Source organism: Virgisporangium ochraceum, assembly GCF_016863655.1.
Classification (GTDB): domain Bacteria; phylum Actinomycetota; class Actinomycetes; order Mycobacteriales; family Micromonosporaceae; genus Virgisporangium; species Virgisporangium ochraceum.
In genome coordinates, this window is sequence record NZ_BOPH01000112.1 from 32,164 (window position 1) to 45,537 (window position 13,374).

At 69.3% G+C, this 13,374-nt stretch carries 11 protein-coding genes and 1 pseudogene; 9 read left to right on the forward strand and 3 right to left on the reverse strand.

Annotation, left to right across the window (positions count from 1 at the left end):
• The first annotated feature begins 226 nt into the window (after positions 1-226).
• From Voc01_RS40570 to Voc01_RS53595, 6 genes are all read left to right on the forward strand, one after another.
• Positions 227-1,291, forward strand: a complete 1,065-nt coding sequence (locus Voc01_RS40570) for a sugar ABC transporter substrate-binding protein (RefSeq protein WP_203933029.1) — start codon at positions 227-229, stop codon at positions 1,289-1,291.
• Positions 1,288-2,829 (forward strand): sugar ABC transporter ATP-binding protein, encoded by a 1,542-nt coding sequence (locus Voc01_RS40575; RefSeq protein ID WP_203933030.1) that lies wholly within the window; start codon positions 1,288-1,290, stop codon positions 2,827-2,829. Before Voc01_RS40570 ends, Voc01_RS40575 begins: the two co-directional genes overlap by 4 nt.
• Complete coding sequence (locus Voc01_RS40580; RefSeq protein WP_203933031.1) at positions 2,822-3,865, forward strand: ABC transporter permease; 1,044 nt, start codon at positions 2,822-2,824, stop codon at positions 3,863-3,865. Before Voc01_RS40575 ends, Voc01_RS40580 begins: the two co-directional genes overlap by 8 nt.
• A gap of 76 nt (positions 3,866-3,941) precedes the next feature.
• Positions 3,942-5,240, forward strand: coding sequence for an enolase C-terminal domain-like protein (locus Voc01_RS40585; protein ID WP_203933032.1), 1,299 nt, complete (start codon positions 3,942-3,944; stop codon positions 5,238-5,240).
• Positions 5,237-6,112, forward strand: a complete 876-nt coding sequence (locus Voc01_RS40590; RefSeq protein WP_239160849.1) for an amidohydrolase family protein — start codon at positions 5,237-5,239, stop codon at positions 6,110-6,112. The genes Voc01_RS40585 and Voc01_RS40590 overlap by 4 nt, the downstream gene beginning before the upstream one ends.
• A gap of 207 nt (positions 6,113-6,319) precedes the next feature.
• Positions 6,320-7,420, forward strand: a complete 1,101-nt coding sequence (locus tag Voc01_RS53595; RefSeq protein ID WP_239160850.1) for an integrase core domain-containing protein — start codon at positions 6,320-6,322, stop codon at positions 7,418-7,420.
• Between the two features lie 661 nt (positions 7,421-8,081).
• Here the strand turns inward: Voc01_RS53595 and Voc01_RS40600 are convergent.
• The 3 genes from Voc01_RS40600 to Voc01_RS40610 all read right to left on the reverse strand — a co-directional run bounded on the left by Voc01_RS40600 (position 8,082) and on the right by Voc01_RS40610 (position 10,276).
• Positions 8,082-8,777 (reverse strand): hypothetical protein, encoded by a 696-nt coding sequence (locus Voc01_RS40600; RefSeq protein ID WP_203933034.1) that lies wholly within the window; start codon positions 8,775-8,777, stop codon positions 8,082-8,084.
• Positions 8,774-9,103, reverse strand: a complete 330-nt coding sequence (locus Voc01_RS40605) for a hypothetical protein (RefSeq protein WP_203933035.1) — start codon at positions 9,101-9,103, stop codon at positions 8,774-8,776. The genes Voc01_RS40600 and Voc01_RS40605 overlap by 4 nt, the downstream gene beginning before the upstream one ends.
• A gap of 156 nt (positions 9,104-9,259) precedes the next feature.
• Positions 9,260-10,276 (reverse strand): hypothetical protein, encoded by a 1,017-nt coding sequence (locus tag Voc01_RS40610; protein ID WP_203933036.1) that lies wholly within the window; start codon positions 10,274-10,276, stop codon positions 9,260-9,262.
• 196 nt (positions 10,277-10,472) lie between these two features.
• On the opposite strand from Voc01_RS40610, the gene Voc01_RS40615 reads away from it, so the two are divergent.
• The 3 genes and pseudogenes from Voc01_RS40615 (at position 10,473) to Voc01_RS53605 (ending at position 13,357) form a co-directional block, all read left to right on the forward strand.
• Positions 10,473-10,985, forward strand: coding sequence for a hypothetical protein (locus tag Voc01_RS40615; protein WP_203933037.1), 513 nt, complete (start codon positions 10,473-10,475; stop codon positions 10,983-10,985).
• A 1,026-nt stretch (positions 10,986-12,011) separates the two neighbouring features.
• Positions 12,012-12,725 (forward strand): annotated as a pseudogene (locus tag Voc01_RS53600) (recombinase family protein); the annotation flags it as partial.
• A gap of 44 nt (positions 12,726-12,769) precedes the next feature.
• Positions 12,770-13,357 carry a recombinase zinc ribbon domain-containing protein gene (locus Voc01_RS53605; protein ID WP_239160851.1) on the forward strand — a complete coding sequence of 196 codons (588 nt, stop codon included), beginning with the start codon at positions 12,770-12,772 and terminating at the stop codon, positions 13,355-13,357.
• Positions 13,358-13,374: the final 17 nt, after the last annotated feature.

Consider the following 13,374-nt stretch of genomic DNA (forward strand, 5'->3'; position numbering starts at 1 on the left):
CCGCTGCCTTTCCTGATCCCCTGGATGCCTTTGACCGTAGGCTTAGCGATCGTGATGTCCATGGTCTTCCGGCGACCGGCCCCTGGACAGGCGCTCCGGAGTGCCCTATAAAGGGCGAGGAAACATATGATGTTTGCGCCGCCCTCGGGCTCCGCCGCCCCATCCCGTCGACACCGCCCGGCGCCGCGTCGATCGACCGTGCGCGCCGCCACGAAAAGGAGACCCGGTGAACCGCAAAGCCTTACTCGGACTGTGTCTCACGGCGGTCCTGAGCGCCGCCGTCTCGACCGCCGGCTGCAACCGGGACTCGGACTCCGGCGCCGGTGGCGCCTCGACCCCGGTGGTCGGGGTCGACTACCCCCGGTCGGACACCGACTTCTGGAACTCCTACATCAAGTACGTCCCGCCGTCGGCCAAGGAACTGGGCATCGAGCTGAAGACCAGCAACTCACAGAACGACATCGCCAACCTCATCTCCAACACCCAGGCGTTCATGAGCCAAGGGGTCAAGGGCGTGGTGATGGCCCCGCAGGACACCGCCGCGATCGCACCCACGCTCGACCAACTGGCCGACCGGAAGATCCCGGTGGTCACCATCGACACCCGACCGGACACGGGCAAGGTGTTCATGGTCGTGCGGGCCGACAACCGCGCCTACGGAACCAAGGCGTGCCAGTTCCTCGGCACCAAACTCGGCGGCAAGGGCAAGGTCGTCATGCTGCAGGGTGACCTCGCGTCGGTCAACGGCCGCGACCGGACCGAGGCGTTCAACGAGTGCATGAAGAAGGACTTCCCCGGTATCCAGGTGTTCGGTGAGGCCACCGACTGGAAGGGCGACGTGGCCGCCACCAAGCTGCAGACCCGGTTCACGTCGGACCCCGACATCAAGGGCATCTACATGCAGTCGTCGTTCGCCCTGTCCGGCACGCTGCAGATCCTCAAGCAGCGCGGGCTCCAGGTTCCACCGACCGACCCGAAGCACGTCTTCGTCGTCTCCAACGACGGGATCCCCGAGGAGCTCAAGAACATCCAGGGTGGCCTGATCGACGCCACGGTGAGCCAGCCGGCCGACCTCTACGCCAAGTACGGCCTCCTCTACGCCAAGGCGGCCATCGACGGTAAGACGTTCCAGCCCGGGCCGACCGACCACGGCAGCACCATCATCCAGGTCCGCGACGGTGTGCTCGAAGACCAGCTCGCGGCGCCGCTGGTGACACTGGACGGCGCGGCCATCGGCGGGCAGCCGACCACGAAGTTCGACGACAAGTCGTTGTGGGGCAACAACGTATGAGCCCCACGGGCACGGACCCGGCGGACGGGCCGGCCGGTTCCGGCCGGCCCGTCGTCGAGGCGGTCGACATCACCAAACGGTTCGGTTCGACGGTGGCCCTCGCCGGCGCCGGCATCCTCATCCGGCCGGGCGAAACGCACGCGCTGGTGGGCCGCAACGGGGCGGGGAAGTCGACACTGGTGAGCATCCTCACCGGCCTGCAGGCGGCCGACGCCGGCACCGTCGAGTTCGACGGCCGGCCCGCGCCACCGCTGTCGGACCGCGACGCCTGGCGCCAGCGGGTGGCCTGCGTCTACCAGAAGTCGACGATCATCCCCGAACTGACGGTGGGGGAGAACCTCTTCCTCAACCGGCACGCCCGCGGACCGGGCCGGCTCATCCGGTGGAACAGCCTGCGCCGGGACGCCGAACGGCTGCTCGCCGAGTGGTCGGTCGACGTCGACGCGCGCAGCCCGGCGTCGGACCTCACGGTCGAACAGCGGCAGTTCGTCGAGATCGCCCGGGCGCTGTCGTTCGGGGCCCGGTTCATCATCCTCGACGAGCCGACCGCCCAGCTCGACGCGGCCGGGATCGCCCGGTTGTTCGAGCGGATCCGCGGGCTGCGGGCGCAGGGCGTCACGTTCCTGTACATCAGCCACCACCTGCAGGAGATCTACGAGATCTGCGACCGGGTGACGGTCTTCCGCGACGCCCGGCACATCGTCACCGCGCCGGTCGCCGACCTCGGGCACCAGGAGGTGGTCGCGGCGATGACGGGCGAAGACGTCCACCTGCCCGAAGCCGCCGACCGGCAACTGCCCGCCGGCGCACCGGTCCGGTTGATCGTCGAGGCGCTGGTGACGCGGGGCGGCGCCGAGCTGTCGATGGTCGCCAAGGCCGGGGAGGTCGTCGGCCTCGCCGGCGGCGGCAGCAGCGGCAAGACCGAGATCGGCGAGGCGATCGCGGGCCTGGCCCGGCCGGTCTCCGGCCGCGTGCGGGTCGACGGACGGGTGCTGCGTCCCGGCAGCGTCCCCGACGCCCTCGCCGCCGGCGTCGGGCTGGTTCCCCAGGACCGCAACCGGGAGGGACTGGTGCCGCTGCTGTCGATCGCGGAGAACGTCACGATGACGGTGCCGGGCCGCATCCGTCGCCGGGGCCTGCTCTCGCCGCGCCGCCGGGATGCCGTCGCCCGGCACGCCATCACCGACCTGGCGATCAAGGCACCGGGCCCGGAGGTCCCGGTCGTCGACCTGTCAGGAGGCAACCAGCAGAAGGTCGTCATGGCCCGGGCGCTCGCCAACGACCCGAAACTGCTGGTCCTGCTGACCCCTACCGCCGGGGTCGACGTGCGTTCCAAGCAGACGCTGCTGGGCGTCGTGCACGACGTCCGCCGGCGCGGCACCACCGTGCTCGTGGTGTCCGACGAACTCGACGACCTCCGAATCTGTGACCGCATCCTGGTGATGTTCCGGGGGCGGGTCGTCGCCGAGAAACCCGACGGGTGGAGCGACAACGAACTGGTCGCCGCCATGGAAGGGGTCGATCTCGACCATGTCTGACACGCTGTCCACCGGCGACGCGCCGCCGACCTCGTCACCACAGTCACCGTCGACACCACAACGCCGGCTGCCGGCCATCGCCCGCCTGCGCGACCTCGCGCTGGTGCCGGCGATCATCGCGGTGGCGATCGTCGGGTTCATCGTCAGCCCGGTGTTCCTCACCGCCGACAACATGATCAACGTGCTGCAGAGCATGTCGGAGATCTCGATCGTGGTTCTCGCCGAGACCATCGTGCTGATCACCGGGAAGATGGACCTGTCGCTCGAGTCGATCTTCGGGTTGGCGCCGGGGATAGCGGCCTGGCTGATCGTAGACCCGGCCATCACCCACGGGCTGGGCCTCAACGCACTGCCCGCCGGCCTGGCGGTGCCGATCGTGCTGCTCGTCGGTGCGGCCGTCGGGGCGTTCAACGGCCTGCTCATCGTGCGCTTCAAACTCAATGGGTTCATCGTGACCCTGGGCATGCTGATCGTGCTGCGGGGCCTGCTGACCGGCATCTCGGGCGGCAAGACCTTCTTCGCCCTGCCGCCGTCGATGACCTACCTCGGGTCGGCCCAGTGGGTGGGTGTCCCGGCTTCGGTGTGGATCTCGTTGCTGCTGTTCGCGGCCGGGATCGTGGTGCTGGGCTTCACCCGTCCCGGCCGGGCCCTGTACGCGATCGGCGGCAACGTCGACGCGGCGCGCGCGGCGGGCATCCGCACCGACCGCATCCTGTGGCTCGCGCTGATCGTGGCCGGCACGCTCGCGGCGCTGGCGGGGCTGCTCATCAGCGGGCGGCTGGCCGCGGTGCCGGCGGCACAGGGCGACGGCGCCATCTTCCAGGTGTTCGCCGCGGCGGTCATCGGCGGGGTCAGCCTCAACGGGGGCAAGGGCACCGTGTTCGGCGCGTTCACCGGCGTCCTCCTACTTTTTATGATCATAAATGTCCTGACCCTTGCCGGCGTGCCCGCGCAATGGACCAACTTCCTCAACGGCGCCGTCATCCTGGTGGCTCTCGTGGTGTCCCGCGTAACGGGCGGAAAGGCGCAGACATGACCGAGCACTCATGCGGGGACATCATCAAGCAGAGTCCTGCCGGTCCGGGCGGGTCACCACGGAGCGGGGACCCGGCATGACGGAGCGCATTCATGCTGTGGAGACCGTCGACGTCCGGTTCCCGACCTCCCGCCACCGCGACGGCTCCGACGCGATGAACCCGTTTCCGGACTACTCCGCGGCCTACGTCGTGCTCCGCACCACCGACGGCGCGGAGGGGCACGGCCTGGTGTTCACCGTCGGTCGGGGCACTGAGATCGAGGTGGCCGCGTTGCGGTCGTTGGGCGCGATGGTGGTGGGGCTGGCGGTCGACGACCTCGTCGCCGACCCGGGCGCGCTGGTGCAGCGGCTCGTCGGCGACAGCCAGATCCGGTGGTTGGGCCCGGCCAAGGGCGTGGTCCACATGGCGGCCGGCGGTCTCGTCAACGCCGTGTGGGACCTGGCCGCCCGGCGCGCCGGGCAACCGTTGTGGAAGCTGCTGTCGGATCTGTCGCCGGAGCAACTGGTAGCCCAGATCGACTTCCGGTACCTGCGCGACGCGCTCACCGAACAGGAGGCGCTCGCCCTGCTGCGCGCGGCCGGGCCCGGCCGGGCCGACCGGGAGCGGCGGCTGCGGGCCGGCGGATTCCCCGCCTACACCACGACTCCGGGCTGGTACGGCTACGACGACGAGAAGCTGGTGCGGCTGTGCCGCGAAGCCGTCTCGGACGGATACCGGCTGATCAAGATCAAAGTTGGCGGGAACCTCGCCGACGACGTCCGCCGCGTGCGGCTGGCCCGCGAGGCGGTCGGGCCGGAGATCCATATCGCTGTCGACGCCAACCAGATCTGGGGCGTGCCCGAGGCGATCAGCTGGATGCGCGAACTCAGCGCGTTCGACCCGTACTGGATCGAGGAGCCGACCTCGCCCGACGACGTGCTCGGTCACGCCGCCGTGCGCCGGGCGCTCGCGCCGATGAAGGTGGCGACGGGCGAGCACGTCCACAACGCCGTGATGTTCAAGCAACTGCTGCAGGCCGACGCGGTCGACGTGGTGCAGATCGACGCCTGCCGGGTCGGCGGGGTCAACGAGAACCTCGCGATCCTGCTGCTGGCGGCCAAGTTCGGCGTGCCGGTGTGCCCGCACGCGGGTGGCGTCGGGCTGTGCGAGATGGTCCAGCACCTGGCCATGTTCGACTTCGTCGCGGTCAGCGGCACCGTCGAGGACCGGTACATCGAGTACGTCGACCACCTGCACGAGCACTTCGCCGATCCGGTCCGCATCCGCGACGGGCACTACCTGGCGCCGACCGCGCCGGGGATGAGCGCCGAGATCTTCCCGGCGACGCTGGCCGCGTACCGGTACCCGGACGGCCCGGAATGGGCGGCGGCGTGATCGTCGACGCCCACCACCATCTGTGGCGGCCGGAACGCGGGTACACGTGGCTCGACGCGCCCGGTCTGGAGGCGATCCGCCGGCCGTTCACGCCCGCCGACCTCGTCGCCGAAACGGCCGCGGCCGGGGTCACCGCCACCGTGCTGGTCGAGGGAGGCCGGTGCCATCCGGACGAGGCCGCGGAGTTCCTCGGCCACGCCGCCGACACCCCGGCCATCGCGGGCGTGGTGGCCTGGGCCGACCCCGCCGATCCCGACCTCGCCGCGACGCTGGCCGGGTACCGGTCCCTGCGCGGCGGTGACCGGCTGGTCGGCGTGCGGTCGCAGGTGCAGGGCGATCCCGACCCCGACCACCTCGACCGGCCCGACGTCCGGCGCGGCCTGGCCACGATCGCCGCCGCGGGTCTGGTGTTCGACCTCGTGATCCGGGCCGACCAGTTGCCGTCCGCGGCCCGGGCGGCCCGGGCCCTCCCGGAGCTGAGCCTGGTGCTCGACCACTGTGGCAAGCCGCGCATCGACGCGGGGGAGGCCGGGCTGCGGAGCTGGCGCGGACCGTTCGCCGACCTGGCCGCACAGGCCAACGTCACGTGCAAGCTGTCCGGACTGGTCACCGAGGCCGGGCCGGGCTGGACCGCGGCCGACCTGCGCCCGTTCGTCGCCGTCGCGGTCGCCGAGTTCGGCGCCTCCCGGCTGATGTTCGGCTCGGACTGGCCGGTGTGTCTGCTCGCCGCCGACTACCGCGGCGTACTGCGGGCACTGGACGAGGCGTTGCCGCCGTTGCCCGGACCGGACCGGCACGAGATCCTCGCCGGCACCGCGACGCGCGTGTACCGGCTGGCCGACCGGATCGGCCCGGAAGGCGCGGCCGCGTGACGCCGTCGCGGGCCTGTCGGACGGGCACTCGGGGACGCGGTCGTCATCGGGGTGGCTCAAGCCTTCGCCGACCTCGGCCGCATCCTGCTCTGCTACCGCCGCCTACTCAAAAACACAATCTGGGATGAGCCCTCAGTAGGGCAGCCCACACCACACGCAGGTGGCCTGAGGGGTGCCACTCCAGGGTGACGGCTCTGACCTGCGCCGATGCTGGCTGGCAGGCTGGGCGTCGTGGTGGTCCGTACGGTGGCGTTGATGATCGTCCGGCGGGTTCTCGGCGTGCTCGGGTGCGGTCCGACGCCGGATGCCAACGAGGTCGAGATCGCGGTGTTGCGTCATCAGCTGGCGGTGTTGCGTCGGCAGGTGGGCCGGCCTCGGAATACGCCGGCGGATCGGATGCTGCTGGCCACCATGGCGAAGCTGCTGCCGCGCGAGCGGTGGCCGGTCTTTCTGGTGACCCCGTCGACGTTGCTGCGGTGGCACCGGGAGCTGGTGGTCCGCCGTTGGACCTACCCGTACACCGGTCGCGGCGTCCGCGGCCTGGATCAGCACGTCGTTGATCTGGTGTTGCGGCTGGCTCGGGAGAACCCGCGGTGGGGCTATATGAGGATCGTGGGGGAGTGCCGCAGCCTCGGCGTGCGGGTGTCCGCGTCGTCGGCACGGCGGATCCTGCGCCGGCACCGGATCGGCCCGGCGCCCCGCCGGGGCGGTCCGACCTGGACCCAGTTCCTGCGCGCTCAGGCCGGCGGGCTGCTTGCCTGCGACTTCTTCACCATCGAGACCATCGGCCTGACCCGGCTGTACGTGCTGTTCGTCGTCGAGGTCGAGCGGCGGCGGGTCCATCTGGCGGGTATCACCGCTCACCCCACCGGGGCCTGGGTCACGCAGCAGGCCCGCAACCTGGTGATGGACCTTGACGAACGCGTTCACCGCTTCCGGTACCTTATCCGCTACCGCGATACCAAGTTCACCGCCGCGTTCGACGCCGTGTTCGCATCGGCGGGTGTGGAGGTGGTACGGACTCCGCCGCGCACACCGCAGGCGAACGCCTTCGCCGAACGGTGGGTGCGCACGGTACGCAGCGACTGTCTGGACTGGACGCTGGTCTGGAATGAGCGGCAGCTGCACCAGGTCTTGACCGAATACCTGCGGCACTACAACACCGCCCGACCACACCGTGCCCTCGACCTGCAACCACCCGCTGCGGCTGGTGCGTTGACCGCCGTCGGACCGGGGACCGCACTGGCGGCTGTGGAACGTGTCGATGTCCTCGGCGGCCTGATCCATGAGTACCGCCGCGCCGCCTGAGACCAACGAACCACCGCCGCTACCCGGTCCGCCACAGCCGAGCTGGCCGCGAAACGGTCGGCGCCGGCGCCCCGTTGCGCATCGACAGACGGCCTCGGCCGCTGCCAGATGAGCCGCGAAACGCGAGGCCGGTTCCGGTGAACTTCATTGCCGGGCCGAAGCGATGAAGTGGCACCCTTCACCCTGAAGACCCGACCGCAGCGGTCGAGCTCACCCGAGCGGACATCGAACGGCTGGTCAGCAGCTTCGACGCGGTCCGAGCAGCCATCCGGGACGCCGACCCGACACACAAGGCCGACCTGTACCGACAGCTGCGGCTGACCATGACCTACGACCCCGGAAACCAGAAAATCCGCGTCCTGGCCGAGCCAGACGCGGATGATCGTGGGGTTTTGGTGTGTGTCCGAGGCCAAACACGAACCATTCGCCAACCAAGATCGGTGTTGTCGGCGGATCTCGTTGTGGCGTGAGGCTTGGTGTTCGTCACAGCTGCCTCCTCGGCCTCGGCGTGGCTGCGCAGCGTCTCGCCGCTCAGACCGAGCTTGTGGCCTCCGAAGTGATCACAACCCACTCGGTCTCGTGCTTCGGCCTTCCACACTCCCGGAGTTGACCCGAATCGAATGCCAGATGCTGCAAGCGCCGGTGTGCAGTTATGAGGCGTTCAGGATGGCGGGTTCTGGCGGTCGATGAGCCGCCGGACGCTCGCTGCTTCTTCCCGGGTGTTCTCATGGACGTTGGGGTCGTTGGCCAGTTGATCGAAGTACGCCCGTTGTTGCGGGCCGCCGAGGTCCAGGATGGCGGGGATGGTCACGACCGCGAGGCGCCACTGCAGCCGTGGGGTGGCTTCCTTTAGCAGGTCGACCACGCGTGTTCGCTGGTCATCGGTGAGGTGGTCACGGGCAACCTGGCGTAGCCATCTGATGAGATGCTCGCAGGCTCCGATGATGGTCGAGGAGACCCACATGCGGCCGACGCTGTCGATGAAGTCGTCTGGTGGTGTGGTCCACTCGGCCCGGAACATCGTCTTCGGATTGACGTTGTTGTGTGCCCAGTCGCGGATTGAAGGCCGGGACACGTCGGCCAGCGTGGGCATCGATCGGTGGAGTGTGTTGAGCAGCGGGAAGTAGTAGTCGTCGAAGAACTGCGGCGGCAGTCCCCAGTCCGGGTCGTGGCCGTACCGGGCGCGTACCTCCATGGCGTGCGCCAGGGACGTTTCGAGGGCGGATACTGCCACCGTCCGCTCGTGTGGGGTTGGTGGGAGTGCGCGGGTTGCGTCGCCGCGTTCGAGTAGGCCGGTGAGCCGCCAGGGATACGGGAGTGCGGCCAGCAGGTCGGGTGAGACGAGGGGGTCGGTCACAGAAAGTCAACTCCGTAAGGTGCGAGGAATTCTCGTGCTGCGTCGAGGCTCGGTAGATGCTGGGCGAACCAGTCGGCGGGCGCCATGTTTGCGATCGGGTGCGCTGGATCGTTCGACGCCGCGTCGGTGGCCTGGTGTAAACGTCTCATCTGGTCCGGGGTCAAGGTATGTCCACTCAGCACGACAGGCACGTTCTCATCGGCAAGCCGTAGTATGACCGGCCGTGATGAGCTGCGGCCGGTTCTGAACAGATCGGTCCAGCGCTGGTCGGTGTCGATCCGGATGGCGATGTCTCGTCCGGGGGCGGCGTCGCGCCAGTCGAGCATGCGTTGGAACTGGTTCGCGCGGTCGAGTTTGTTGACGGCGGCGCTCGCAGTCGTCTTGACCTCTTCCAGGTGGACGCGGCCGTCAGTGGTCTGGTAGATCAGGTCCGTTTGGGGGACGCGGCCGGTGTCGACGACGGTGCCGTTGCCCAGGTCGACCTATTCGCCCTCACGGACGTTGAATCCGATGCGGCTGCCGGGGGCGAGGTCGGGGCGGTGGAGGACTTCGTTGGCGGCGCGGAGTTCGGCGGCCATGCCGGCGGCGTTGTCGGCGCTGCCGTCGAGGGTGCCGAGGATGTTGCGGAAGATGTCGATCTGGTGGGTGGGGGTGCCGGCGATGCGTCCGGAGTTGTGCAGGTCGACAAAGTCGCGGATGGCCTGATTGGCCATCCCATCGGGGAGGTCGTGGCGGCCGAGGAGTGTGCGGGCTCGTGCTTCGGCGTGTGGGCCGAGTCGCTCGGCCGTGTCGAGGAACTGCTGACGTTCGGCCGGTGACAGGTCGCGAGTTCCGTTGTCGGGCGTGTTGCCGGTCTGGGTTCTGTCGTCGGGTGTCCGGCCGGTGGGTGAGTGGTCGCTGGTTGGTGGGCCGCTCGGAGCGCCGTCGCCGGGTGTCGGGCCGTCGAGGGCATTGCCGTCTGGGGCGTTGACCCCCGGCGTGCGGTCGCCGGGGAGGCCACCCGCGGTGCCGTCCGGCAGACCACGGCCGGATGGGGCAGGTCCGCTGTTCATGTGCATCGGGTCGGTGCCGCGGGTGTTCGGCGGGTCGAGGTCGATGCCGCGGCTGTTGACGGGTGCGTCGCCGGCGATGGCCGGGATGGGGCCGAGGTGGGGGATGTCGAGGTGGAGTTTGTGGGCGACGTTGGTGGCGATCTGGCCGGCGGTGGGTAGGTTGTCGATCCAGCCTGCGGCGCGGATGAGTCCGGCGCCGATGCGGGTGGCGGTGGCGCTGCCGTGGACGGCGCCGACGGCTGCGCCGGTGCCGAGTAGGCCGGCGCTGGCTCCTTTGGTGCCGACGATGCTGGAGACGACGTTGAATGTGGTCTGCCCGGCGGCGCGGGATTTGTCGTGGCCCCAGGTGTCGTAGGCGATCATGGTCTTGCCGGCGTTGAGGAGCAGGTTGCCGGCCTTGGTCCGTTGGGCGTCGGGGTCGTCTGAGATCAGGTCGGGTAGGAACATCGAGGCGCTGGTGTAGATCGCTCCGGCGTAGGCGAACTCGCCCAGACCTTTCCACGCGGCCCCGGCGGCACCCCAGCTCCATTCCCCGGGTGGCCGGGTCGCGGCCGATCAACGCGCCGAGGTCCTTGACCATGTTCATGAAGCCTTCCCCGACCCCGGCGAAGAACGCACCGACATCGCCGACAACTCCGCGGTCGTGGTCGGCGGTGCTGCCCCAGGGCAGCAGTCCCTTCTCCCCGGCCGCAGTGTTGAGCAGGTCGGCGGTGAAGCCGTACTCGCCGTCCTCGGCCTTGCCGTCGCCGTCGTCGGCCCGGTACTGCCGGCCGTAGTACAACGCGCTGATGGTGTTCGCGCACCGGCGTTGCGCCTCGAAGAACGCGGCCACCTGCGTGTTGACCGCCGAGATCAGACCGTTGTGCCGGTCGACGGTCTTGTCGTTGTCACGCCAGTCCTGGTCGCCGTCGACCGAGGCGACGAACTGCTCGGCGTCGGTCTTCAGGGCGGCGAGCCGGGCTTTGATCTCATTCACCTCGGCGGCGTAGACGGCAAGTGCGGCACCCACGGCCCGCATGTCCTCACCGACCGACGCCGACACCGTCCGGACCGGACCGGTCGCGGCGAACAGCTGCTCAGCCTCCGGCGCCTGATAGACCGCAGCCAGCCCCTGCCACGTGGTATCGATCGCCTGCCCGGTGCTGGCGAACCCTGATCCGACGGCTGTCCGCGCCTCGGCGTGGGCGGCCAACGCGTCCATGTCTCCAGGGATCTGCGGGATCTCACCCGGATTGATCATTGGTGTTCCGGCCCAGCACCACTGCGCTACTCCCCGTTTATTGAAGATGCACTTTATGTAGTGGAGTACGAAGTCGTGGCTGTCGCGGTTCGCAGTTGAACAAACACGCAAATCGGCCCGCGCAAAGCTCGATCGAGGAAGTCGGGCCCGGTTCACGCCGGACTGGCGGTGCGCGATGGCGCCAGGTACTTGTCTCCGTTCGCTCACGCCGGACCTCACCGTGCGCACGTTCCCCGACTGCCCAGGTGCCGCACGTCAAGCCGCAGTGCGGCGAGCTACCGGCGCCCTTCAACGCTGTCGGTGCGCCGCTTTGCACCGCATTGCGGCTGGCGGTCGGGTCGGACTGGACATCCTCGGGCTGGGCGGTGCCCACGTGCTGCAGAGCCGGACGAAGCGGCAGTGGCGCACCCTCACCCCGCCGCCCCGACGAGCAGGCGGCCTGACGCGTCGGCATCCTGGCGCCAAGAAGAACCCGATCGACCGACACCACGTGCTCGCGATCGGCTACGACGATCCGAAAACGGCACCACGGATCAGACGACCCGGGACAACCACTGCGGCAACCGGGAACACGTCCTCGGCTGCGCGGTGACGAGAGGCAGGTGTGCAACTTACGACGGTGACGTGAAGGGCGTCATCGCCGAACGGTATGAGGGCCCAGATATCGCCGGCGTACGTATGAGGAATGCGGCCACGATCTGAGGTCGCACTGCGTCCAATTCCGTGACACGAAGTGGTGAACATGTCCGCCGACTGGCTCGCTCCTTCGCCAGGGGGTAGGTGACCGGCGAAGGTCAGACTTCGGAGGTCACCATGACGCAGCTGCTCCACCACCGTCCTGGCAGCAACTCGTTGGTGGCCTGGGCAGCCAGGCGCGGGAGGGTCACGCCGCACCGGTTCGTCAGCGAGCCGGGTGGGTTGCGGTTTGCGTTCTATGGTCGGATGTCGACGGTTGATCATCAGGATCGGTTGTCGTCGTGGAGTTGGCAGCGGGAGGCAGCGCGGGAGCTGGTGGCCGGGCACGGTCGGATCGTGGTGGAGTTCTTCGACGCGGGGGTGCCGCGGCGGGTGGCATGGTCGGATCGGCCGCAGGCGTCGCGGTTGCTGGTCGAGATGGCCGCCGACGATCGCCGGTTCGATGCGGTGGTGGTGGGGGAGTACGAGCGGGCGTTCGCCGGTCAACAGCGTGCCCAGCTGGCGCCCACGCTGCGTCGGCACGGCGTCCAGTTGTGGCTGCCGGAAACGTACGGGCCGGTCGACTTCGACAGCCCGCGTCAGCTCGCGGTGCTTGATCTGCTCGGGGTTCGGTCGCAGCGGGAGGTGTCGCGGGCGCGGTTTCGGACGATGGCGGCGATGCGGGTTCAGGCTGAGGTGCAGGGCCGGCATCTGGGTGGCCGTCCGCCGTACGGCTACCGGCTGGTCGACGCAGGTCCGCATCCGAACCGGGTCCATGCCGGACGGGGGAGGCGGCTGCACCGGTTGGACCCTGACCCCGTGACCGCACCGCACGTCCGGTGGATCTTCGAGCAGCGGTTGGCCGGGCGCAGTGTGACCGGTACCGCGCGGGAGTTGAACGAGCGTCGGGTGCCATGTCCGTCGAGGGCGGACCCCGACCGCAACCAGCATCGCAGCGGCGAGGCTTGGATGATCACCACGGTGGCGGCGATTCTGTCGAATCCGCGCTACACCGGTCGGCATGTGTGGAACCGGCAACCGTCCAACCGGGGCTCGCCGGACCGGCCGGAGGTGCCGATCCCGGGTTGGAGGTGCGGTCGCGGGCCACGTCGGCGCAGTGGGCGATCTCGCGTGAGGTGGTGCATCCGCCGTTGGTCACCGAGGCACAGTTCGTCCGCGTCCAAGCCGTGCACACCGCGCCGATGCCGGCCGACGGTGCGCGGCGGACGTATCTGTTGGCTGGGGTGGTGGTGTGCGGGATCTGCGGCCGCGCGTTGGATTCGCACTGGCTGCATGATCGCGCCTGCTACCGGTGCCGGCACGGCCGGACCAGCGGGCAGCCGCCGTCGACGAGTGGGGCGAAGCGGGTGTACGTGCGGGAGGACCACCTGCTCGCCCGGGTCCTGGGTGACCGGCGCCTGCGCAGGCTGCTTCCGGAGCTGACCGAGGCGGCTGAGGTGGCGGCGGTCCTACGGGCCAACGAGATGGTCATCGTCTGTGACCACGACGCGTGGGCGGCCGAGTCCGCCACGATCAGAATCGACCTGGCGTTGGTGAGCGACCTCGGATTTCCCATGCCGTTCGCTGCAGGTTCGGGGAGACCCGGCCGCTGAATCCGAACGACGATCGC